The sequence below is a fragment of the Nocardia sp. NPDC055321 genome (assembly GCF_053645575.1).
In genome coordinates this window covers 414,892-437,053 of the sequence record NZ_JBSHMS010000001.1, presented here as the reverse complement: position 1 = coordinate 437,053, position 22,162 = coordinate 414,892, and the positions used below count along the sequence as shown (strand labels likewise).

General features: G+C 71.2%; 19 protein-coding genes. 11 read left to right on the top strand and 8 right to left on the bottom strand.

Annotated elements, in window-relative coordinates:
• Positions 1–3 precede the first annotated feature (3 nt).
• Genes ACWIGI_RS01965 through ACWIGI_RS01955 form a run of 3 tightly spaced genes read left to right on the top strand, consistent with a single transcriptional unit; the run spans position 4 to position 3,775 of the window.
• Positions 4–582: an AMIN-like domain-containing (lipo)protein gene (locus tag ACWIGI_RS01965; RefSeq protein ID WP_454200454.1), complete on the top strand. Its 579-nt coding sequence runs from the start codon at positions 4–6 to the stop codon at positions 580–582.
• The gene (locus tag ACWIGI_RS01960; RefSeq protein ID WP_454200453.1) at positions 579–2,138 is read left to right on the top strand and encodes a hypothetical protein; all 1,560 of its coding nucleotides are present in this window, start codon (positions 579–581) and stop codon (positions 2,136–2,138) included. The genes ACWIGI_RS01965 and ACWIGI_RS01960 overlap by 4 nt, the downstream gene beginning before the upstream one ends.
• A complete protein-coding gene (locus tag ACWIGI_RS01955; RefSeq protein WP_454200452.1) occupies positions 2,135–3,775 on the top strand; it encodes an O-antigen ligase family protein in 1,641 nt (546 codons plus the stop codon). The genes ACWIGI_RS01960 and ACWIGI_RS01955 overlap by 4 nt, the downstream gene beginning before the upstream one ends.
• Here ACWIGI_RS01955 and ACWIGI_RS01950 read toward each other — a convergent pair.
• Genes ACWIGI_RS01950 through ACWIGI_RS01925 form a run of 6 tightly spaced genes read right to left on the bottom strand, consistent with a single transcriptional unit; the run spans position 3,730 to position 11,606 of the window.
• Positions 3,730–4,938, bottom strand: a complete 1,209-nt coding sequence (locus tag ACWIGI_RS01950; RefSeq protein ID WP_454200451.1) for a glycosyltransferase family 4 protein — start codon at positions 4,936–4,938, stop codon at positions 3,730–3,732. The genes ACWIGI_RS01955 and ACWIGI_RS01950 overlap by 46 nt on opposite strands.
• Positions 4,935–6,059: a glycosyltransferase gene (locus ACWIGI_RS01945; protein WP_454200450.1), complete on the bottom strand. Its 1,125-nt coding sequence runs from the start codon at positions 6,057–6,059 to the stop codon at positions 4,935–4,937. The genes ACWIGI_RS01950 and ACWIGI_RS01945 overlap by 4 nt, the downstream gene beginning before the upstream one ends.
• Complete coding sequence (locus ACWIGI_RS01940) at positions 6,056–7,117, bottom strand: glycosyltransferase family 4 protein (RefSeq protein ID WP_454200449.1); 1,062 nt, start codon at positions 7,115–7,117, stop codon at positions 6,056–6,058. The genes ACWIGI_RS01945 and ACWIGI_RS01940 overlap by 4 nt, the downstream gene beginning before the upstream one ends.
• Positions 7,118–7,127: 10 nt before the next feature.
• Positions 7,128–8,480, bottom strand: a complete 1,353-nt coding sequence (locus tag ACWIGI_RS01935) for a hypothetical protein (RefSeq protein ID WP_454200448.1) — start codon at positions 8,478–8,480, stop codon at positions 7,128–7,130.
• A gap of 29 nt (positions 8,481–8,509) precedes the next feature.
• The gene (locus ACWIGI_RS01930) at positions 8,510–10,237 is read right to left on the bottom strand and encodes a lipopolysaccharide biosynthesis protein (protein ID WP_454200447.1); all 1,728 of its coding nucleotides are present in this window, start codon (positions 10,235–10,237) and stop codon (positions 8,510–8,512) included.
• Positions 10,230–11,606: a polysaccharide pyruvyl transferase family protein gene (locus ACWIGI_RS01925; RefSeq protein ID WP_454200446.1), complete on the bottom strand. Its 1,377-nt coding sequence runs from the start codon at positions 11,604–11,606 to the stop codon at positions 10,230–10,232. Before ACWIGI_RS01925 ends, ACWIGI_RS01930 begins: the two co-directional genes overlap by 8 nt.
• A gap of 178 nt (positions 11,607–11,784) precedes the next feature.
• Between ACWIGI_RS01925 and ACWIGI_RS01920 the strand changes: the two genes are divergently transcribed.
• Genes ACWIGI_RS01920 through ACWIGI_RS01905 form a run of 4 tightly spaced genes read left to right on the top strand, consistent with a single transcriptional unit; the run spans position 11,785 to position 16,094 of the window.
• Positions 11,785–13,029 carry a GNAT family N-acetyltransferase gene (locus tag ACWIGI_RS01920; RefSeq protein WP_454200445.1) on the top strand — a complete coding sequence of 415 codons (1,245 nt, stop codon included), beginning with the start codon at positions 11,785–11,787 and terminating at the stop codon, positions 13,027–13,029.
• Positions 13,030–13,089: 60 nt separating this feature from the next.
• Positions 13,090–14,244, top strand: coding sequence for a glycosyltransferase family 4 protein (locus tag ACWIGI_RS01915; RefSeq protein ID WP_454200444.1), 1,155 nt, complete (start codon positions 13,090–13,092; stop codon positions 14,242–14,244).
• Positions 14,245–14,284: 40 nt separating this feature from the next.
• A complete protein-coding gene (locus ACWIGI_RS01910) occupies positions 14,285–15,241 on the top strand; it encodes an NAD-dependent epimerase/dehydratase family protein (protein ID WP_454200443.1) in 957 nt (318 codons plus the stop codon).
• 4 nt (positions 15,242–15,245) lie between these two features.
• On the top strand, positions 15,246–16,094 hold the full coding sequence (locus ACWIGI_RS01905) for a polysaccharide lyase (RefSeq protein ID WP_454200442.1): 849 nt from the start codon (positions 15,246–15,248) through the stop codon (positions 16,092–16,094).
• On the opposite strand, the gene ACWIGI_RS01900 is transcribed toward ACWIGI_RS01905, so the two are convergent.
• Entirely contained in the window at positions 16,021–16,713 is a 693-nt protein-coding gene (locus tag ACWIGI_RS01900; protein ID WP_454200441.1) for a sugar transferase, read from the bottom strand. The two genes, ACWIGI_RS01905 and ACWIGI_RS01900, sit on opposite strands and share 74 nt — an antisense overlap.
• 517 nt (positions 16,714–17,230) lie before the next feature.
• Between ACWIGI_RS01900 and ACWIGI_RS01895 the strand changes: the two genes are divergently transcribed.
• The 3 genes from ACWIGI_RS01895 to ACWIGI_RS01885 are packed head-to-tail and all read left to right on the top strand — an operon-like array spanning position 17,231 to position 20,335.
• Positions 17,231–18,487, top strand: coding sequence for a methyltransferase domain-containing protein (locus tag ACWIGI_RS01895; protein WP_454200440.1), 1,257 nt, complete (start codon positions 17,231–17,233; stop codon positions 18,485–18,487).
• A complete protein-coding gene (locus ACWIGI_RS01890) occupies positions 18,484–19,266 on the top strand; it encodes a sugar phosphate nucleotidyltransferase (RefSeq protein ID WP_454200439.1) in 783 nt (260 codons plus the stop codon). Before ACWIGI_RS01895 ends, ACWIGI_RS01890 begins: the two co-directional genes overlap by 4 nt.
• Positions 19,267–19,306: 40 nt before the next feature.
• Complete coding sequence (locus tag ACWIGI_RS01885; RefSeq protein ID WP_454200438.1) at positions 19,307–20,335, top strand: NAD-dependent epimerase/dehydratase family protein; 1,029 nt, start codon at positions 19,307–19,309, stop codon at positions 20,333–20,335.
• Between the two features lie 30 nt (positions 20,336–20,365).
• Here the strand turns inward: ACWIGI_RS01885 and rfbC are convergent, their stop codons facing one another.
• Positions 20,366–20,929 (bottom strand): dTDP-4-dehydrorhamnose 3,5-epimerase, encoded by a 564-nt coding sequence (rfbC, locus tag ACWIGI_RS01880; protein WP_454200437.1) that lies wholly within the window; start codon positions 20,927–20,929, stop codon positions 20,366–20,368.
• A gap of 26 nt (positions 20,930–20,955) precedes the next feature.
• On the opposite strand from rfbC, the gene ACWIGI_RS01875 reads away from it, so the two are divergent.
• Positions 20,956–22,062: a class I SAM-dependent methyltransferase gene (locus tag ACWIGI_RS01875; protein ID WP_454200436.1), complete on the top strand. Its 1,107-nt coding sequence runs from the start codon at positions 20,956–20,958 to the stop codon at positions 22,060–22,062.
• Positions 22,063–22,162 lie beyond the last annotated feature (100 nt).

Here is a 22,162-nt window from a genome sequence, read left to right as displayed (position 1 = left end):
CCGGTGCGAGTTCGTCGTGGGAACCACCGCCCGCGGGTGGTGGCGGTGCTGGTGCCGGTACTGGCGAGCGGCCTGATCACGGCCTGCGACACCGGATCCGGGACCGGCGCGGACCCCGTCCCGGTCACCACCGCCGTGATCGACGAGTTCGCGGCCAAGAATCGCACGCCCGATCCCGGAGCCGTCGGCATCGGTCTCACCGAACTCGCCGTCGCGCGAACGGATTCCGCCGATCAGGTGATTCTCACGTTCACCGGGCCCGCCACCCCGGGCTGGGCGGTGCACTACGTGAACCAGGCCATTCAGAACAGCACACAGCAGGTGTATCCGGTCGCGGGCCGCACCATCATCGAGGTGCTCGTCCGCGAAGCCGCCAACCCCTTCGTGTCGGGGGTGCCGCCGTTCGCCGGGCCCGAGACGCTGACCGATCCCGCGCTCACCGTGATCGGCCAGGTCAGGTACGCGGGCACGGTGCGCGGGGTGACCCAGGTGTTCCTGGGCCTGACGACCCCGCAGGTCGGCTTCCGGGTGCGCGCGCTGTCCGAACCCACCCGGGTCGTCGTGGAGGTCGATCACCGATGACGCCGAACCCCGATACCGCGACCCCCGAGCACCACCCGCCCGCCACCGAAACACACACGCCCAGCACGCTGTACGTGCTCCTGGACCGCGTGCACCGCCGTCGCTGGCTGGTGCTGGTGATCACGATCCTGGTGACCTGCGGGGCCTACGCGACCTCGCACGGCAAGACCACCACCTACACCAGCCGGGTCCTGGTCTCGGCGGCCTCGACCCGGCCGCCGACCCAGGACGCGATCCTGGCCCAGGGGTACACCTATTTCCTCAATGACCCGTCGTACCAGTCGAATCTGGCGCAGCGGCCCGGCTTCCCGGTCGACATCACGAGCTTCTCCGCCGAGTTCGTCACCGCCGGCCCGCTGTTCTACATCCAGGTCACCGCCGAGTCGCCCGCCGTCGCCAGGACGGCCGCGCCCACGGTCGCGCAACTGTTCGTCGACGACGTGAACGGCCGCCTGGACGCGAGCAGGTCCGAGACCGCCGCCGCCATGACCGCCGCCATGATGACGGTGTGGGGTGACAGGCTGGCGGCCAACGACCCCAACGCCTTCAGCGCGCAGATCCAACTGCAACAGGAGATCGATCGGCTCAACGCCGACTCCTCCAACCACCTCACGGTCCTGCAATCGGGTGCGGGCGCGACCGCCACGGGCCCGGGCCGCACGCGCAGCCTGGCCACCGGCCTGGTGGGCGGGCTGCTGTTGGGCTGCGTCGCGGCCCTGCTGGCGGGCGCGGCGACCCGGCGGCTGCACAGCGAATACGACGTGGTGGAGAAGACCGGGGTGCGGCCGTTCGAGGTGATTCCGCCGGGCGGCACCCCCGACCGCGACGCCCGGCGCGCGGTGGCGCTGCGGCACGTGGCCAATCTCGTCGCGCGCGCGGCGACCACGGCCTCCACCTCGATCGCGGTGATACCGGTCTCGGCCGGTGCGGGCGGTGACGACCTGGCGCGGTCCATCGCCGAACAGCGGGCCGCCCAGGGCGCCCCGACCGTGTTCATCAACGCGAACCTGCGCCGCGCACCCGGCGAATCACCCACCACCGCGGCCGAATCCGAGGAGACCGTAGGGTTCGGCCGGACGGATCGGTTCGTCGGCCCGGTGCGGCCGGGAGCGGATACCTCGACGACCGCGCACCTGCCGCGCCCCGAGCGCGGCGTCGCGGAGTATCTGCGCGGCTGGGTGCCCGATGCCCGGGAGCTGGTGATCACGCGCGCGCCGGACGGGTTCGCGGAGATCGGCCCGGGCGCCACGAGCGCCGACCCCTACCCGCTCTTCGATCGCGAACGCGTACGCGCCCTGCTGGATTCGGTGTCCGCCGCGGCCGATGTGGTGGTGCTGGCGCTGCCGCCCATCACCGCGGCCCCGGAGGCTCAGATCGTGGCCGATCTCGCCGACCTGACGATCCTGGTGCTCGAGCGCGGTCACACGCGGGTGCGCGATGTACAGGAGGCGGTGCGGGCGGTGAATCAGGTCGGCGCGCAGGTGCTCGGGGCGGTGCTGGTCGACACCGCCGCTCCCCGCCGCGCACTGTTCCGGCGCTCCGGGACCACCCCGTGACGACCGGATTCGAGACCGATACCGCGACGGTGCGGTCACCGAGCCCGCCGCGCCGATTCCGCGCGCGGTGGCTTTCGCGCGCGGAGGGGCCGAATCCGTTGCGCCGGTGGGTGGTACCGGCGGCCGCCATGGCCGCGGGCCTGGCCGCGATGATCGCGGTATCGCCGCACGCGCCCGGCGGGGTCGGCACCGTCGCGGCCGCGGGCGCGGTGGCCGCGGCGCTCGTGGTCGTCGGGCTGCGAGATCCGCGCTGGGCCTTCGTCTTCCTGATCGTGGCCACCTTCCTGCGCCCGGCGATTCCGAAGATCCTGCCCACCACCGACCCCTTCATCCTGGCGTTCGGCGGTCTGCTCATCGCGACGGTGGCGTGGATTCGCGGCAGGCCCGATCGCCGGGTCTCGCTCGGGGCGATCGAGTGCGCCATGGCGCTGTACCTGCTGTGGAACATCAATTCGATTCTGCAGGAACACGAATACCGGCCGATTCTGTATCCGCTGTCGGGTCAGGAACTGGACCTGTGGCGCTATCTGATCATCGGCACCGGAATTCCGTTCGCCACCTACCTCATCTCGCGCGTCATCTTCGGATCACGCGAGTCGCTGCGCTTCCTGCTGCTGACCCTGCTGGGATGCAGCGCGTACTCGGCGCTGGTGAGCATCCTGCAGTTCCACGGCCCACAGGCGCTGGTGTGGCCGCGCTACATCGTGCTCGCGCCGGCCTGGCCCGAACGCGCGGTGGGGCTGCCGAATCAGCCGGAGGTCAACGGCCTCATCCTCATCGCGGGTTACGTCCTGGCGCTGGTCCTGATCGGCGCCGAGCGGCGCACGCGCGCACAGCGCCTGCTGCTCGCGGTGATCGCCGCGGCGTGCGCGTACGCGATCTTCCTCACCCACACCCGGTCCATCTGGCTCGATTTCGCGGTCGTGGTGATTCTCGGCATCGTCCTCGGCCGGGGCTATCGCACCGGCTTCGTGCTCACCGCGCTGGGCACGGTCTCCATCATCGCCATGAACTGGACCGCCTTCACCAGTTCGGACCGGACCTCCGGCGGGGTGACCTCCACGAACGAGGTCTACGACCGGCTCAACGCCAACGCCACCGCCGTCTGGGCGTTCCTCGAAAAGCCGTGGAGCGGATGGGGTCTGGGCCGCTTCGTGCAGGTGAACACCTACCGGCATCAGCAGTGGTCGCCCGATACGCCGTGGGAGCGCGGCCTCGGCATCCCCGCGCACGAGACCGAGCTCGGCATCCTCGCCGAGCTGGGCATCATCGGCCTGGCGCTGTGGCTCGCGGTGCTGATCCTGCTCGCGCACCGCCTGCTCTCGTCCTACCTGCGGCTGCCACCGGATGGGATCATGGGCCGCCCCCTGGCGTTCATCGCCGTCACCGGATTCCTGTCGCTGGCGCTGGCCGGTCTGTTCGTGGACCTGCGCCTGTTCGACTACCCGAGCACCATGGTGTTCGCACTCGTCGGCGCGGCGGTGGGCGCCGCGGATCGTCTCGGCGCGCGCACACCGCCGGACCCGCTCGCGGCGGGTCGCGAACGCCGGGCGGCGATCCGGGCCCGCAAGCTCGAGGTCGCCGCCGCGGATCAGCCCCGGATCGGGGGCACCGAGTCCCGGAACACCCCCGCGTAGAAGTCCACCAGGTTCTTTCGCGAGGTGTCCCAGGACAGTTCACGTTCCACGCGCTCGCGCCCGAGCGCGCCCATGCGCGCGCGCCGGTCCGGATCGTCCAGCAGAGCGGAGATGGCCGCGGCGAACCCGGCCTCGTCGTCGTCCGGCACGTACACCGCGGCCGCACCCGCCGAGACGCGCGCCTCGATCAGGTCGAAGGACACCAGCGGCCGGGACATGGCCATGTATTCGACGACCTTGTTCATGGTCGAGACGTCGTTGAGCGGGTTCTTCGGGTCCGGCGACAGGCAGACGTCCGCGGTCGAGAGACAGGTCTGCACGAACTCGTCGGGCACCCGGCCGGTGAACTCCACGATGTCGGCCACCCCGAGTTCCTTGGACAGCGCGACCAGATCCTCGAAAGCGTCTCCCCCGCCCATGAACACGAAATGCGTGTCGTCCCGGCCCAGTTCGTCGCGCAGATGCGCGATGGCGCGCAGCGCGTAGTCGACGCCGTCCTGCGGGCCCATCACCCCGAGATACGCGCCCAGGTACCGTCTGCCGCGCTTGAGCGCGGGATCGGCCGGGCGCGGCACGAACCGCGACAGATCCGGCGCGCTGCGCACGACGGTGACCCGTTCGGGCGCCATGCCGCCGCGCTCGATGGCGGCTCGGCGATAGCTCTCGTTGGTGGAGATGACCGCGTCCGCGCACGCGAAGGTCAGCCGCTCGAGCAGCGTCGAGACCCGATAGAGCGGGCCCTTGCCGCCGAACCGGGACAGAAACAGCTCGGGCACCAGATCGTGGTGATCGAACACGAATCGTGTTCCGCCCCAGCGCAATACCAGCGCGATGAGGAACAGCAGATCCGGCGGATTGCAGGCCTGCACCACGTGCACCGGACCTTCGCGCCGCACGCGCAGCGCCAGGCGCAGCGTGTGCCACAGCGCCAGGGAGTACTCGCGCAGATAGCCCGCCGGGCCGCCGGTGGCCGCGCGCAGCGGATACCGCAGAATGCGCACGCCGTCCAGGGTGACCTCGGGTTCGCGATCGGCCTTGGCGCCCATCGGACAGATGACCGTCACCCGGTAACCGGCCGCGACCAGGGCGCGGCTCTCCTGCCACACCCGCCGGTCGAAGGGGACCGAGAGATTCTCGACCAGGATCAGAATGTGTCCGCTCATCGCAGCATCACCTCTTCCAGGGCGCGCTCCGCCGCCGCGGTGCTCGCCTGCAGACTGAATTCCGTGTGAACGCGGTCGCGGGCGGCGCTGCCCATCCGCTTGCGGGCCTCGGGATCGGCGAGCACGTCGAGCACCCGCCGGGCGAGCCGTTCCGGATCTCGCGGCGGCACCAGGTATCCGGTCTCCCCCTCGACCACCAACTCGGGGACGCCGCCGACGGCCGTGCACACCGCGGGCCTGCCCGCGGCCATCGCCTCGAGCAGGGCCATGGGAAAGCACTCCACGCTGTGACTGCTCAGCACCACGACGTCCAGGGCGCGCAACAGCTCCCCGACGTCGGGGCGCGAGCCCGTCAGCAGCACATGACCGGTGAGCCCGGATTCCGCTATCCGGTGCTCGATCTCCGCGCGCACGGGTCCGTCCCCGATGATCAGGAACCGCGCCGTCGGCAGCTCGCGCACCACCAGGCGCGCGGCCGCAAGGAACGTGGCGTGATCCTTCTCCGGCCGCAGCGCGGCCACGATGCCGACGACCGAATCCCCCTCCGGGATACCGAGATCCGCCGCCGCCCGGCGATCGTCGGCCGGTTCGAAGGCGGCCGGATCTACGCCGTTGTGAATGATCCGGATCTTGGCTTCCGGATAGCGGAGTTCCTCGACCAGGTAGCGGATCTGCGCGCGGGCCACCCCGAAATAGGCGGCGGTGCCGCGCTCGAGCAGCCGGTCCACCAGCGGGCGGATCCGCCCGCGCGGCTCGATGTCCCCGTGGTTGTGCACCCAGACGATCGATCGCGGCACACCCGCCAGGCGCGCGGCGATCCGGCCGAGCGCTTCGGCGTTGTAGCCGCGCGTGATCACCACGTGCGGGCGCTGCTCGCGCATGACCCGCACCAGGGCCCGCAGCGCGGGTACGGCCTGCCGCTTGCGATAGCCCAGGGCGCGCGCGGGCACGCCCGCCGCTACCAGATCGCCGAAGAGCGCGCCCCGTTCGCCGATGCACACCGCCGCGGGCTCGAATCGCGTGCGATCGAGCCGGGGCAGCAGGGTGGTCACGTGCCGTTCGGCGCCGCCCACGCGCAGATCCGGCACCACGTACAGCACCCGGATCGGAGACTGGGTCATGAGGTGAGCTCCCGGTAGATGCCGTCGAATCGCCGCCACACCACATCGATGTCGAACTCCGCCCGCATCCGCGCGCGGGCGGCCGCGCCCAGGCGCGCCCGCAGCGTGTCGTCCCCGATCACCCGGGTGAGCGCGGCCGCGAGCGGTTCGACCGCGCCGGGCGGCACCGAGATCGCGCAGCGCTCGTCGAGCAGGTCCGGAATGCCGCCCACCGGACTGGTGACGACGCAGAGCCCCCGGGCCATGGCCTCGAGGATCGCCATGGGCTGGCCCTCCCGATGCGAGGGCAGCACCAGGACCTGTGATCGGGCCAGCAGGTCCGGAATCGCCTGCGGCGAGACCCATCCGGTGATCTCGACGCTGTCGGCGATGCCCAGTTCGGCGACCCGCTCGCGGGCCCGGTCGACGGCGCCGTCACCGGCGACGATCAGCCGCGCGTGCAGCGGTCCCGCGAGCATCGCCGCCCGCCAGGCCTCCAGCAGCGTGAAGGTGCCCTTCCGTTCGCCGACCTCACCGAGGAACAGCACCCGCACCGGCGCGGCGGTGCGCTGCACCACCGCGCGCTGGGCGCGTACCGCGTTGGATACCACGATGATTCGCGCGCCCGGGGTGATTCCGCGCAGCGCGACCGCCCAGGACTCACCCAGCGCGACCACCACCGCCGCGCCGCGCAGCGCGTCGCGGATGGCGAATCGCAGCGGCCCCGGGGCCTCGTCGTAGAACACCCGGAAGTCCGAGCCGTGCACGTGCAGCACCACCGGCACGCGGGCCGCGCGGGCGAGCAGTTCGAACAGGTACTTGCGCGGGAAGCTGCCGTACGAGGACAGATGCAGGTGCACGACCCCCGGCCTGCGCACGAGCAGGCGGTACACGTACACCAGCAGCCCCACCGCGTACGCGGACAGTTTGACCGGCAGGCCGCCGTCGCGATGGGTGGCGACGTGGGTGATGCGCCAGCGTTCCCACAGCGGGGTCGTGCGCACCTCGCGAACGAAGGTCGCCACCCCGCCGCGCGTGGCCATACTCGTGGAAACCCACAGGGCCCGTTGCCTTTCCACGACGCCCCCGCTACTCGGGACGCCCGGCGGCGATCGCGGACCGCTCGGCCGGACGCGCGGAGCCGTCCGCGCCGCCGGAGTCCCGCGCGTCGATGAGGACCGCGCCGAGCACGGTCGCGTCCGCGGCCGCCAGCACCCGAATCGCCGCGCGCGCCGGCCCGGTCCGGGCGGCGGCCCGATCCAGGATCAGCACGGTCGACCCGGCGGCCGCCGCGATCACCTGGGTCTCGACGGCCTCGAGCACCGGCGGCGCCATGATCACCACGAAATCCGCGCGCTCGTGCAGCGCGGCGAGCAGGCGGTCGACGCGCTCGCGACTCAGCGCGGTGAACGGATCCTCGCCGGTGCTGCCCGCGAACACCTCGTGCAGATTCGGCATCGGGGTCGCGGTGAGCACGGCGTCGATGCCGATGCGGCCCGCGAGCAGTTCCGCGACGCCGATACCGCGCGGGCGCCGCAGATCCGCGTGCACCAGGATCGTTCGCACCCCCTGCCGCGCCCGTTCGGCGGCGATGGTGCGCGCCACGATCTCCACCCCGGCCGTCGCCTCGGGCGCGGCGCAGGCCACCGCCGCCCGGGTCACCGGCGCGGCCAGCCCCACGGTCGTCACCACCTGCCGGAGCGCGCGATCGCGCGGCGCCCCCGTGGTGCGGGAATCCCTGGGCACCACCGCGATAGCGGCCACCCCGATCTTCTGCTCGATGTCGTCGGCGGTGCGCACCCGGCGCGACAGCGCGCCGGTCACCAGGGCCGCCAGGACTCCGAGCAACAGCCCGCCGACGCCGTGGGTGAGCAGGGTCGGCCACCGCAGCGGTTCCGCGCGCACCACTTCCGAACTCAGTTGCAGGTCGATCAGCTTGTTCGAGGTGTCGGCGTTGATGCGATTGATCTGGTCCTGCATCTGGGTCAGCGAGACGTCGTTGACCACGCCGTTGGCCGCGCGGATGTCGTCGAAGGGTTTGCGCACCGCCGCGATCGCCGCGTCCTGCGCCGCGCGCAGGCTGGCGTTGATCTCGTCGCGGAAGGCCGCACCCGCCCGCTGCGCCGCGTCGCGTGCGGTCTCGGCGGTCGCGGCGGTCGCCTCGATGAACAGGATCGGGCTGGAGGCGACCGTGCGGGCCCGCAGGCTCACCGTGTCCGGAACACCCTTCGCCGCTTTGAGTTCGGACTGATACGCCGGGTCCTCGAAGTACTGCGCGTACCCGACCGAGAGCACGGCGTCCTGGTCCGGCGCGCGGTTCGGCGACCCCACGGTGAGCGCGATGCGATTGGTGTACGTCGGCTGCAGATCGCGGACCGAGTACGCCCCCAGGCCCAGCGCCAGCACGGTGATCGCGACCACCAGCCAGGCACGCCGGCGCACGCGGAGTAGGTGAACTGCCGTGGCACTGTTCAATTCGGCTCCCTGGATTCTAGGGGCTCGGCACCGGCGGATATCGCGGCCGGGGACGCGCCGTTACGCCGACCGGCGCGCGCGGACACCGCGCGCAGGACGCCGCGGGGTAGCTCGGGCGCCAGTGCGGACAGCACGAGCAGGTAGATGATCACGAACACGAGGGCGTCCAGCATCAGCGCGCCGATGGCGGGCGCCAGCGTGCAGGTATCGGCTTGCAGCACACGGTGTTCGAGCACCCAGACCACCGTCAGCGCAAGCGCGGCGGCGGGCAGCGGCGGCCCGATGACGCGAAGCAACTCCCCGATCCGCACACCGATCACGGTGCGCGCCAGCCCGATCACCACGACGCCCACTATCAGCGCGGTGGCCGAGGTCGCGAGCCCGACGCCGACGAGGCCGAACACCGGCACCAGCGCCAGCAGCAGCCCGATGCCGAGCACGAGCTCGATCGCGGTCTGCCAGTTCAGCAGTGCGGTGCGGCCCGCGCCCTTGATGGCCTCCTCGCTCACGCTCATCCACGCCTTACCGAGACCGAGACCGGCCATCGCGACCACGACGGCCCCGGCTTCGCGCCACCGCTCGCCGAAGACGATGACCACGGCGGGCTCGCCCACCGCGACGATGAGCCCGCACAGCGCGGCCGCGCCCACGGTGGTGAACCGGATCGCCCGCAGGTAGGCCTCGGTCAGCCGCCGCGGATCTCGTTCCGCGGCGATCCGGGAGAAGGCCGGAAACAGCGAGAACGCACCGACTTCCACGATGAAGCGCACCGGAATCTGCGCGATGCGCTGGCCGTACCGGTAGTGCCCGAGCGCGGCGGCCCCGAGCCCGCGCCCGACCACGGCCGCCTCGACCGTGCTCTGGACCCGCGACCCGAGCATGTTCACCACCACCGGCGAGCCGAACCGGGCCAGCTCCCGCCAGACGCGCAGCGAGGCACGACCGCGGCCGGGCCGCCAGCGCGCGAGCCACCACACCGCCAGGACCCACACCGCGTAGGAGGCGTAGGTGCCGATCACCAGACTCCAGACCCCGAACCCGAGCGCCGCCAGTGTCACCGACACCGCGCAGAAACTGACCGAAACCGCCGGTCCCACAATGATTCTGCGCCGGACGCTGAACTCGCGCTGCAGGATCGCCTCGGGCACGTTGGTCAGCGCGAACAACACCAGGAAGCCCGAGGTGGCCGCGGCGACGAGGCCGATGGTCTCGCTGTCGAACACGGCGCCGATGACCGGGGCCGCGGCCAGCGCGAGCAGCCCGATCCCCAGCCCGTTCGCCAGCGACGCGCGAAAGACCGTATCGGCGGCGTCCTCGACCTCCCGCTCGCGCTGCACCAGGGCCGAGCGCAGGCCGCCCTCTACGAAGGTAGTCAGCAGCATCGTCAGGACGGTGCCCGCGGCGAAGGCGCCGACCTCGGCCGGGCTGAGCAGGCGCGCGAGCGCCACGGTCTGCCCCAGCGAGACGAGCTCGCCGAAGATCAGCGCACCCGCCGAGGCCGCCGCGACCCGGCTGATCTTTCCGGTGAGACCGCCGCCCGTCCCCGGCGGCGCGGCCGATGCGCCGGATTCGGCGGCGACCGAATCAGTCACGCGCGGTGGCGGATCGACGGTACGCGACTCCGCTGGTTGCTCGCCGTGCGCGACCGCTCGCACGCCGTGGCCGACGAGGTCGCCGGACCGGGCCGACGCCCGCTCCGGTTCCTCGCCGTCCGATCTAGGCATGGCCGGTGTGCGATCGTTCCAGGAGCGCGTACATCCGCTCGAAGCCCCGCAGACTCGCGGCGACCTGTTCATCGGCTTTGGCTCGCAACGGTTCCCGGACCGACTCCGCCTCGTCCCAGGCCGCCCGCACCGCCGCGGCCAGCAGGTCGCCGAGATCCGGATCGTCGAGATGGATCAGGCGCACGCCGCCGCCGAACATCTCGGCCAGGCCCAGGAATTTGTCGTCGTAGTACTCGGTCGAGGTCAGCGCGACGACCGGAATGCCCTGGCTGAGCGCGAAGACCGCCAGATGGTATGCGCCGGTGACGAGTACACGGCACCGCGAGACCCGCTCGGCCACATCGCCGGGCCGCACGAAACGTCCCGGTGGCGCGACCGGGTCCGCGCTCGGGCGCACCAGCGGCAGCGTGGTCGCGCGATCGGGGGAACCCGGGGTCTCGGCGATGATCAGCGGCACCAGCCGGGCCCGCAGCCGGGCCGCCGACTCGCGAACCACCGCCCCGACCAGATCCTGCGCCCCCGGTCCGACCGGCGCGTAGCGCGCCACCCGCAGGCACACGCCGATGTCGCTGCCCACCTTGTCTTTTCGCGCCGCCACCGCGAGCTCGATGGCGTCGTCGCCGGTGACGAGGCACGCCTCGGGCGGCACACCCAGCGCGGCCAGCAGACCGGGACCGCGCCTGCCTTCGCGCAGGGCGATGAGCGGAACCTTCACCAGCGCCCGCGCCGCGCGCTCGCGCAGGCCCGGGTCGCGCAGCGGGCCCAGCCCCTGGCCGACCAGGGCGGTGGGAATGCCCGCGTCCCGGGCATAATCGAGCAGTTCCAGCACCCGCGTGGCCTGCGGAATATCCGCGTCGGTGAGGTATCCGCCGCCCAGGGCCACGACCAGATCCGCCTCCCGGACGGCGCGGGCCGCACCGCGGTGCCGCTGCTCGATCCGCGGTCCGGCGATGACACCGGTCTGGGCCCCATTGTCGCGCTCGGCGGTGACTTCGTGAGATCGCAGGGCCCGCAGTCGATCTCGGACACCGATCGCTCGCGGCAGCAGCCACGCCCAGGCACGCAGCCGGGCGATCTCGACCGGGCCGGTCACGGCGGGACCGAGTCGTGCGGCCAGGCGTGCGGCCGGACCGGGCGCGCCCCACGGATCGGAACCGCCGACCGTGATGCCCACCGCCCCGGGGAAATACGCCGACACCAGCGCCGGGGTCTCGGTCATGATGCCGATGCGCGCCCCCGGCCAGCGGGCTCGCAGCCGGCGCACGGTGACCTCGAGCATGGCGAGATCGCCGTAGTTCCGCAGCCAGTACTCACTGTTCTCGATGAGAATGCGATGTCCGGCGCCCCCGCTCGGCAGTCCGGTTCCCACATCGACCTCCCCCGGTCACGCAACGGGCCCGCACGGCTGCGACCGGCTTTCGTTGCACGCCAACGGTATCTCAATTAGCCACACCCGCAATGGCTTTGCAACTCGTGCGCGCGGGCGGCCCGATGAATTCCCGGCCACCGGACCGTACGGCGGGAACTTCTCCGGTAGCGTCGATTCCATGCCAGCAGTCGGCGCGGTCCGCGGTTCCGCCCGGCGCCGGGTGCGCCTGGGACCGGTACTGGTGGCCGGGCAGCTGGTGACCCTGCGCGAGACCCGGCTCGCGGACTTCCCACGGTGGCGCGAGATCCGGCTGCGGGACCGCGAATTCATCGAACCGTACTGGTACACCTCGGCCCTGACCTGGGAGGAGCGCCACACCCGCGCCTGGTGGATCCGCGAACGCCTGCGGCAGTGGCGGGACCGGGCCGCGGGCCGCGCGCTGCCGCTGAGCGTGCTGGTCGACGGGGAGTTCGCGGGCCAATGTCAGTTGGCGCCCATCGATCCCGCCCACCGCTGCGCCGAACTCGGGCTCTGGATGGACGCCCGCCGGGCCGGGCACGGGGTGGGGACCGTGGCCGGCGCGCTGGCCACCGACTACGCCTTCGGCGAGCTCGGCCTGCACCGCGTCACCGCACCGGTGTGCGTGGGCAACCGGCCCGCGCGCCAGGCGGTCATTCGCGGCGGAATGTCGCTGGAGGCCACCATGATTCGAGCGGTGCACGTGAACGGTGCGCGCAAGGATCACGAGCTGTGGGCGGTACGGGCGGACGAGGCGCCGCCCGGCGGCTACGTCGCGGCGCTGCTGGCCAGCGGTGTGGCCACCGCGCGCCCCGACGCCGCGACCGTCTCGCCACGCACCCGCGTGCTGTCCGGCTGGCGTCGGCTGTGGGCAGCCGCGCCCGGTGCGGTGGCGCTGATCGCGGCCCGCTACCTGCTGGGCGCCCCCTGGCGGGCGCGCGAGCGGGCGGCCGAAAACGCTCTGCCGCATTCACTCTCGGGTCTCGACTCCACGAACCGCCCGGTTCTGTTACGTCAACCCCGCTCACGCCCCATGCCCCGCGCCGACCGCCGTCGCGCCTACGAGGTCTGCGCCGCGGGCGAGCCGATCGGCCGCCTGCACCTGGATCTGACCGGGCCCAACATAGGTCTCACCCTCGACTTCGATTCCGGCACACCGCGCCCCGGCGCGACGGCGGCCGTAACGCTGCTGCTGGACCACGCGATCGACCAACTGCGCGGAGAGCGCGTGGAGACCCTCATCGACCCGGCCGCCACCCATCTCTCGGCCATCGCCGGCGCGTGCGGACTGCGGCGCGAAGGCGTCCTGATCGCGGCCCGGCGCGACCGCGACGGCAGCTTCCGCGATGTCGAACTGTGGGCGGCGACTCGCGAGAAACCGTCGCGCACAACCGCATACGAGTAGGTAAAGTCCCGGACAGCACGACCGCGGGGGCGGGCGGTGCGGTGACTCTAGGAGCGCACGGTGGGTCTGAACGTTGTCATGATCGCTACCTATCCGCTGGAACCCGGGCGGATAGTGGGGGGAATCGAGTCGGTCACCAGCACCCTGGTTCCCGCCCTGGCCGCGCGCCCCGAGATAGAGCGCCTGACCGTGCTGTGTTTCCACACCGGAACCGAGCCGGTGCCCGACCGCCGCGAGGGCCCGAAGGTCGAGATCCGCTTTCCGCGCGGGCAGCGCCGGCTGGCGGTGGCCACCCGATCCCACCTCGACGTGCGGCGGGCTCGCGCGATCATCGCCGAGCTGGCCCCGGATGTGGTGCACGCCCACGAGATCGGGGTGCGCGGTGACATCGCCACCCAGGTGAGCGCGCGCACGATCGTGACCGTGCACGGGCTCATTCACCGGGAGACCGAACTCCAGGCCCGCGTCAGCGCGAAGGAACGCGTGCGGTACCACCTGGTCGCGGCCATGGTGCGGCGGGTGCTGCGCCGGGCCCGGGCGGTCATCTCCATCTCCGACTACGACGCCCGCGCCCTGGCGGGCCTGGTGCGCGGTGAACACCTCAGCATCGCCAATCCCACCGCCCGGGAGTTCTTCGCGCTGTCCCCCTCGAGTCCCACCGAACCGCGACTGCTCTTCGCGGGCGTGCTGTCCCCGCGCAAGAATCCGGAGGGCCTGCTCACCGCGTTCGCCGCGGCGGCACGGCGCGTGCCCGAGGCCACGCTCGCGGTGGTCGGCCCGCAGCCGGATCCGGACTACGCGAACGTGATTCGCCAGCGCGTGGCCGCCCTCGGGCTGGCGGACCGGGTCGAGTTCGCGGGCATGGTGGACAACGACCGGCTGCGCACCGAGATCACCCTGGCCCGCGCGGTGGTGCTGTTCTCGCACGAGGAGACCTCGCCCACCATCCTGGCCCAGGCCATGGCGGCCGGGAAACCGGTGCTCGCCGCCCGGGTCGGCGGCATTCCGGAGATGGTGTCCGACGGCGAGAGCGGATTCCTGATCGAGCCCGGCGACACCGCCGAACTCGCCGATCGCATGGTGCGGGTGCTTGAGGACCAGGACCTGGCGCTGCGCCTGGGCGCGCGCGGGCACCGCATCGCCCGCGACAAGTTCGACCCCGACGCGGTGGCACGGCGCACCGTCGAAACCTATCTGCGGGTGGCGGGCCACTAGGCCGCACCCACTTCCCACCGCGAAAGCAACGGAGCACGAGATGGATTGGACCGGAAGATCCACACTGGTGACCGGCGGGGCCGGGTTCATCGGCTCGCACCTGGTCGAACTGCTCGTCGCCGCGGGCGCCGAGGTTACGGTCCTGGACACCTTCGCCACCGGCAGTCGCGCCAATCTGGCGGCGGTCGCGGACGCGATCACCGTGCGCGAGAGCGACATTCGAGAACTGGACTGGACGGAGTACCTCACCGCGCATCCGGCCGAGTTCATCTTCCACCTGGCCGCCAACGCGTACGTGCCCCCGTCGGTCGAGGCGCCCGCCGCCGACTACGAGCTCAACTTCGCCACCACGTTCCGCCTGCTCGAGGCCCTGCGGGTGCTGAGCTGGCCCGGCCGCCTGGTCTTCGCCTCGAGCGCGGCGGTGTACGGCAATTCGGTTCGGGTGCCGATCAGCGAGGCCGATCCCACGGTGCCCATCTCCCCCTACGGTGTCGGAAAGCTCGCGGCCGAGCGCTATCTCGCCGTCTTCGCGCAGCTGTACGACCTGAACCTGGCCTCGGTGCGCTTCTTCTCCGCCTTCGGCCCGCGCCAGCGCAAACAGGTGGTGTTCGACCTGCTGGCCAAGCTCGACCGCGATCACCGGCGCATCTTCATCCACGGCGACGGCACCCAGGTCCGCGATTTCCTCTACGTCGAGGACGCGGCGCGCTCGGCGATGATCGTGGCGGCGAACGCGCCGCTGCGCGGAGAGGCGTACAACGTCGGCGCGGGCCGCGAGTACACCATCGACCAGCTCGCCAAATCCCTGTGCGGCATCACCGGATTGGAGCCCGCGCTGGACTACAGCGGGACCAATCGCCCCGGGGATCCGGAGCGGCTGATCGTCGACATCAGCCGGTTGCGAGCCATCGGATATCAGCCGCTCGTCGACTTCGACCTGGGCTTGACCAGAACGGTAGCCTGGTACTCGTCCTTGACCGGAGCGACCTGGCAGTAGGGCGATGCGCGAAAGTCGTTGCAAGGCCGGCCTCGCCGCCGGCGCGGTGCTGCTGTCCCTGCTCACCGCCTGTGCGCCGGCACCGTCGCCACCGGTGGAGCGCTTCGTCGGCGACTTCGAGACCGGCAATTTCGACCAGTGGGCAAACTGCCAGAACGTGGCGGTCAGCAGCACCCCGTGCGCCGACTACACCGATCCCACCGACAGCATGCGGGTGGAGACCTCGGTGGTGCGCCAGGGCGAGTACGCCGCGCGGTTCCAGGTCGGAGAGGGCGACACCCCCGACCGAATCTGCTGCGGCGCACGGGCCGAGGTCAGCGGCGAGGACGCGACCCGGGCCGACGAGGGCGACGAGCGCTGGTACCAGTGGAGCACCCGCTTCGAGAGCGGCTTTCCCGCCGACCGGGGCTGGACGGTGCTGTCGCAGTGGCATGCCGAGGAGGACGGATCACCGCCGCTGGCCGTCGCGGCGGGTCCCACCAATGTGAGCGAGAATCACTGGGGCATAGTGATTTCCACCTGGAACGGTCCGGGTGACGCCGGGCCGACCTACACGCCGTGGAGCATGCAGCTGGTCCCGGACGTCTGGAACGACATCAAGCTGCACGTGAAATGGTCGGCCCGCGATACCGACGGCTACGTCGAACTCTGGCTGGGCGGGCAGCGCCAGACGTTCGACGCCTCGCCGTGCGCCGGTCAGGTGCGCTGCGCCATCCGCACGCTCATGCCGAACGGCGGTGGCGTGTACTTCAAGCAGGGGTACTACCGCGACCCCGGCATCACGCCGCTCGGCGCGGTCTATCACGACGGATTCTCGGCGGCGCTTTCGGAAGACGCGCTGGCTCCGCTGTAGGCGCGGTGATCGCCGCGACCATCAGCCGCAGATCGGTCAGCGGCGTCCAGGTCCGGAGATAGGCGAGGTCGAACTCGGCGATCGCACCGGGCGCCGGTCGCCCCGGCTCCGGGCCGAGCCCGGTGATGCCCGGTCGCAGCACACCGCCGTGCACCGGTCGTCCCGACGCGTCCGAACCTCCCACCGGCTGCGGGCGCGGGCCGACGATGCTCATGCGGCCGGTGAGCACGTGGAAGAACTGGGGCAGTTCGTCGAGCCGGAACTCACGAATGATCTTGCCGACCGGCGTGATTCGCGGATCGCCGCGTCGCCCGGCGGTCGCCCGGCGCACACCGCGGTCACCGACGAGGGCGTCGAGATGGGTGTCGGGATCGAGGTACATGCTGCGGAACTTGAGCATGAGAAATGGCCGCCCGTCCCGGCCTGTTCGCGGCGAACGATGGAACACCGGCCCGGGGCTGCCGGCCTTGATCGCCACCGCCAGCGCGAGCAGCATCGGCGCGAGCGCCAGCACCGCGGCCAGCGCGAGGCAGAAGTCGAAGACCGCCTTGAGCTTTCGCCGATCCGGCGGTCTCGCTCCGGGCGAGCGCTGTCCTGACGATGACGCTTGTTCGGACACTGAGCGAACACACCTCCCCCACGGGAGAACTGGGTTCCGATCCCCACTGATCAGTTCCACGTAGCGGGCCGAGCCGGGACCCCTGCACCCCTCGGCGCCCATGCCGAACACCGGGGTCGCCGACTTTGTCGATGACCAGAAGCCGAATGTTACACATCCGCGTCGGCCCGGTTGGCGAAACCTGTTCGACCACAAAATCCCCCGGAGGTTGCCGATAGCGACGCAACCGGTTTCCCGCTTGTTTCCCCGCATTTCCCCTATTCGCGAAAATGCCAGGTGATGCAATGCCCGCCATACCGATTCGCGGGGGCGTAACCCTTGGTGTGCACGACTCGAGGGATAGCCAACCGAACGCCCCGTTCTGCGAGTCGCAGAAATTCAGTACCCGCGACCGGGTCGCTGTGCCGCTGACCCCGCGGGGCCCGTCAATCCTGTTGTAACGTAAGGCCGGATCGCGCCGACCTCAGTTCAGCCGGTACAACCGTCGGCCCGATCACGGTGAAAGGTGGGGTTTCGCGTGCTATGTCGTCTTTGTGACTCTGACCGATTGATCAGCGTGCTGGATCTCGGCGCGACACCCCCCTGTGAGAAATTCCTCACCGCCGCCGAACTCGATCTTGCCGAACCCACTTTCCCGCTGCATCTGCGCCTGTGCGAGAACTGCCTGCTGTTGCAGATACCGGCATTGATCACCCCCGAGGAGACATTTACGGAATACGCCTATTTCAGTTCGTATTCCGACAGCTGGGTCGAGCACGCGCACCGGTTCGTCCAGGACGCGACCCGGCGGCTCGGCCTGGACGCGGGCTCGCTCGTCGTCGAGGTCGCCAGCAACGACGGCTACCTGCTGCGGCACGCGGTCGAGGCCGGCATTCCCTGCGTCGGGATCGAGCCCTCGGTGAACGTGGGCGCCGCGGCGCGCGAGCGGGGCGTACCGACGATCACCGCCTTCCTCGACGAGGACCTCGCCGCCGAGGTACGCGCCGAACACGGCCCGGCGAATCTGGTGGTGGCCAACAACGTCTACGCGCACATCCCGGACCTGCTGGGCTTCACCCGGTCCCTGCGCGCCCTGCTCGCCGACGACGGCTGGCTCTCCATCGAGGTGCACCACGCGCTGAACCTGGTGAGCCTGGGCCAGTTCGACACCGTCTATCACGAGCACTTCCAGTACTACACCGTGCTCTCGGCCCAGCGTGCGCTGGCCACCGCCCGCCTGACCGTGGTGGACGTGGAACTGCTTGCCACACACGGTGGTTCGCTGCGGTTGTGGGCCCGTCCCGAGGCCGTCGCCGAGCCCGGGCCCCGGGTCGCCGACGTGCTGCGCCAGGAGGCGGAGGCGGGCCTGCACGAGGTCGCCGGCTATCTCGAGCTGGGCCCGCGCACCGAACGCGTACGCCAGGAACTGCTGCGCTTCCTGCTGGCCGCCCGCGCCGCCGGACAGCGCGTGGTCGGCTACGGCGCCCCGGGCAAGGGCAACACCCTGCTCAACTACTGCGGCATCCGGCCCGACCTGCTCGAGTACACGGTGGACCGAAATCCCTACAAGCACGGTCGATTCACCCCCGGCACCCGCATACCCATTCACGCACCCGAGCGCATCGACGCCGATCGCCCGGACGTGGTGCTGGTGCTGCCCTGGAATCTGGAAGCGGAGATCACCGCGCAGCTGCACCGGGTGCGCGAGTGGGGCGGCGAGCTGATCTACCCGCTCCCGCACCTGCATCGCGGGCAGCTCGCCGCGTCGAGATATGCGGAGAGGCAAGCGAAGTGAAGGTTGTACTGTTCTGCGGCGGCTACGGCATGCGCATGCGCAACGGCACCGAGGACATGATCCCCAAGCCCATGCAGCTGGTCGGGCCCCGCCCGCTCATCTGGCACGTCATGCGCTACTACGCGCACTACGGGCACCGGGACTTCATCCTCTGCCTGGGCTACGGCGCCTCGCACATCAAGAACTTCTTCCTGACCTATCAGGAGTCGATCTCCAACGACTTCGTGATCCGCGGCGGCACGGTCGAACTGCTGCGATCCGATATCAGCGACTGGACCATCACCTTCGTCGACACCGGCGTGGAATCGCCCATCGGCGAGCGCCTGCGCCGGGTGCGCGAGCACCTCGACGGCGAAAGCCCGTTCCTGGCCAACTACGCCGACGTGCTCACCGACGCCCCACTGGACGTCATGATCCGCGACTTCCGCGCGGCGGGCGCCGCGGCGTCGATGATGATCGTGCCCCCGCAGTCCTCCTTCCACTGCGTGGACGTGAACTCCGCCGGCGAGGTCAAGAACATCACCCCGGTCTCGCGCCTGCCCATCTGGGAGAACGGCGGCTACTTCGTGCTCACCCAGGAGGTGTTCGACCATCTCCCGCCCAACGGCGATCTGGTCGAGGACGCGTGCGGTGCGCTCGCGGCGCAGGGGCGGCTGTACGGCTATCAGCACAGCGGCTTCTGGAAGCCCGCGGACACCTTCAAGGAACGCGCCGAACTGGACGCGGGATACCACTCCGGCGACCGGCCCTGGATGGTCTGGGAGCGGGCGGGCGCATGAACGCACTCGACACCACCACCACCCGCGAAGGGGCATGACCATGCGCGTACTCGTCACCGGGCACCAGGGCTATCTCGGCACCGTCATGGTCCCCGAGCTCGAGCGGGCCGGGCACGAGGTGACCGGCCTGGACAGCGGCTTCTTCGCCGAATGCGTGCTGGGCGCGGCCCCCGCGCCGCCGCCCGGGCTGCAGGTCGACCTGCGCGACGTGACGGTGGACCAGCTCCGCGGTTTCGACGCGGTCGTGCACCTGGCCGCGCTGTCCAACGATCCACTCGGCGCGCTCGCGCCCCGCATCACCTACGACATCAACCACGCCGCCTCGGTACGGCTGGCGCGACTGGCAAAGGACGCCGGCGTGCGTCGATTCCTGTACGCCTCCACGTGTTCGGTCTACGGCGCCGCGGGCGCCGACCTGGTCACCGAGGACGCGCCGCTGCGCCCGCTGACCCCGTACGCCGAGTCCAAGGTACGGGTCGAGGACGACGTCGCGGCACTGGCCGATTCCGGCTTCACCCCCGTATTCCTGCGCAACGCAACCGCTTTCGGCTTCTCCCCACGACTACGCGCGGACATCGTGCTCAACAATCTGGTCGGCTACGCGGTGCTCACCGGCGAGGTCAAGGTCCTCTCGGACGGCACACCGTGGCGGCCGCTGGTGCACGCGCGGGACATCGCCCGCGCCTTCGCGCTCTGCCTGACCGCGCCGGTCGAGGCGGTGCACTGCCGGGCCTACAACGTGGGGACCGAGACCAACAACCTCACCGTCGCGGAGATCGCGCGGGCCGTGGTCGCGGCCGTACCCGGGTCGCGCTTGGTCATCACCGGCGAGAACGGCGCGGATCCGCGCTCGTACCGGGTGGATTTCGCGGCCGCGCGCCGGGAACTGGGCTTCGAGGCGACCTGGGACATCCCGGCGGGAGCGGCCGAGCTGGCACACGAATACACCGCCCGCGGTCTCACCGCCGACGACTTCTTCCATCGCTTCACCCGCCTGGCGCATCTGACCGCGCTCAAGCGCTCGGGCGTGCTCGACGACGACCTGCGCCGCATCAGAATCGAGGCGTGAATGGCGGCGGCGCGACACCGCGCGCGCGGATCAGGACCCGAGACCGAACGCGGCGAGCAGCTCCTGCCACGACGACCCCGCCGCATCGCGATCCGACACCGCCGTCACCGGCTGCGGCCAGGCGATGCCCAGATCCGGATCGTCGTAGGCGATGCCGATGTCCTCGGCCGGGTCGTGCGGGCGGTCGATGCGATAGCAGACGTCGGCGACCGGGCTCAGGGCCTGGAACCCGTGCAGGAAGCCCGGCGGCACGAACAGCGTCCGGAAGTCGGTGTCGTCGAGCAGGAACGACTGCTGCTCGCCGAACGTCGGCGAATTGGGCCGCATGTCCACCAGGACGTCGAACACCGACCCGTGGGCGCACCGCACCAGCTTCGCCTCACCCCGGCCCGCGCGCCCGTGCATACCGCGCACCACGCCCCCGTGGGACCGCGACTGCGAATCCTGGACGAACGTGGCGGCCAGCCCCGGACGGCCGACGAAGTCGTCGAACTCCATCGCGTCGAAGGTGCGGGTGAACAGGCCGCGACCGTCCCGGTGGGGCTGCGGGGTCAGCAACAACACGTCGGCGAGCCTGGCCTGTTCTATGAGCACCCCGCCATCGTGCCATGGGCGCGGCGATGACGCGGGGATGCCGCGGCTGCGGCGCGACGCCGCTCACCCGCGTGCTGGACCTGGGCAAAATGCCTGCGGCGGATCACTTTCCGGGCCCGGACGAGCCGGCCGACATCGGCCCCGAGGCCCGGCACGCCCTGGCCATGGATCTGTGCCCGGCGTGCGGGCTGGCGCAGCTCGCCGAGGACGACACCGTGACCGACGAACCGCGCGGCATCGAACCCGCCGCCCTGCGCGCCCAGGCCGCCGACGCGCTGGCCCGGGTCGAGGCTGCCGGCGCCCTGCGCGGCCGGACCGTGCGCGAGTTCGGCAGCCCGCACGGCGGATCCTGGCTGCCGTTGCTCACCGAACGCGGCTTCACCGCCACCGCCGGGCCCGCCGACGTGGTGATCGACTGCTTCGGAATCATGCACGAACCGGACCAGCGGGCGGCTTTCGCGCGCCGGGCCGCGGCCCTGGCTCCGGACGGCCTACTGCTGCTGCAGTTCCATTCGCTGCGCGCGATCGTGGCGCACGGTCAGTGGAACGCGCTGCGGCACGGGCACTTCGCTTACTACTCGCTCGCGGCGCTCACTCGCCTGCTGGAGCACGCGGGCCTGCGGGCGATCACGGCGTGGGAATTCGAGCTGTACGGCGGCACGGTCCTGGTCGCAGCCGTCCGCGACCCGGCGGCGCGGCCGGGCCCCACCGTGACCGCGGCCCTCGCGGCCGAGGCGCGCGTACTGGCTACCGGGACCGGCACGGTGGATCCCGGCGCGGTCCGCACGCTGCAGCGCGCCGCCGACACCCAGGCGCGGGCGCTGCGCCGGTGGCTCGAGCGCGAACGGGCTGCGGGGCGAACGGTATACGCCTACGGCGCCGCGTCCCGGGCGGTCGCGCTGCTGTACCTGGCCGGTGTCGATCGCGCCCTGCTCGGCGCGGTCGCGGACGCCTCGCCCGCCAAACAGGGCCGCCGGATGCCGGGGACCGGCGTTCGGATCATCTCGCCGGCGGAGCTGCTCGCCGCCCGGCCGGACCGGATTCTGCTCACGCTGCCCGACCTGTTGCACGAGGTTCGGTCGCGGTGGCCCGAACTGGATGGGAGGTGGGTGGTGACGGTACCCGACTCGTAGTCTCGCCGCCGGTGGAGGGCCGGTGGCAAGGACGTCGGGCGACTTCGCCGCGACGTCTCGATGCATGTAGGGAATTCTTTGCACGCGTACTGATTACGAC

What these genes read in the sequence shown, in the direction of transcription:
- ACWIGI_RS01960 (WP_454200453.1), top strand. Translation starts at nt 579, where the DNA reads ATGACGCCGAACCCCGATACCGCGACCCCCGAGCACCACCCGCCCGCC.
- ACWIGI_RS01950 (WP_454200451.1), bottom strand. Translation starts at nt 4,938, where the DNA reads ATGAGCGGACACATTCTGATCCTGGTCGAGAATCTCTCGGTCCCCTTC.
- ACWIGI_RS01945 (WP_454200450.1), bottom strand. Translation starts at nt 6,059, where the DNA reads ATGACCCAGTCTCCGATCCGGGTGCTGTACGTGGTGCCGGATCTGCGC.
- ACWIGI_RS01930 (WP_454200447.1), bottom strand. Translation starts at nt 10,237, where the DNA reads ATGCCTAGATCGGACGGCGAGGAACCGGAGCGGGCGTCGGCCCGGTCC.
- ACWIGI_RS01920 (WP_454200445.1), top strand. Translation starts at nt 11,785, where the DNA reads ATGCCAGCAGTCGGCGCGGTCCGCGGTTCCGCCCGGCGCCGGGTGCGC.
- ACWIGI_RS01910 (WP_454200443.1), top strand. Translation starts at nt 14,285, where the DNA reads ATGGATTGGACCGGAAGATCCACACTGGTGACCGGCGGGGCCGGGTTC.
- ACWIGI_RS01905 (WP_454200442.1), top strand. Translation starts at nt 15,246, where the DNA reads ATGCGCGAAAGTCGTTGCAAGGCCGGCCTCGCCGCCGGCGCGGTGCTG.
- ACWIGI_RS01885 (WP_454200438.1), top strand. Translation starts at nt 19,307, where the DNA reads ATGCGCGTACTCGTCACCGGGCACCAGGGCTATCTCGGCACCGTCATG.
- ACWIGI_RS01875 (WP_454200436.1), top strand. Translation starts at nt 20,956, where the DNA reads ATGACGCGGGGATGCCGCGGCTGCGGCGCGACGCCGCTCACCCGCGTG.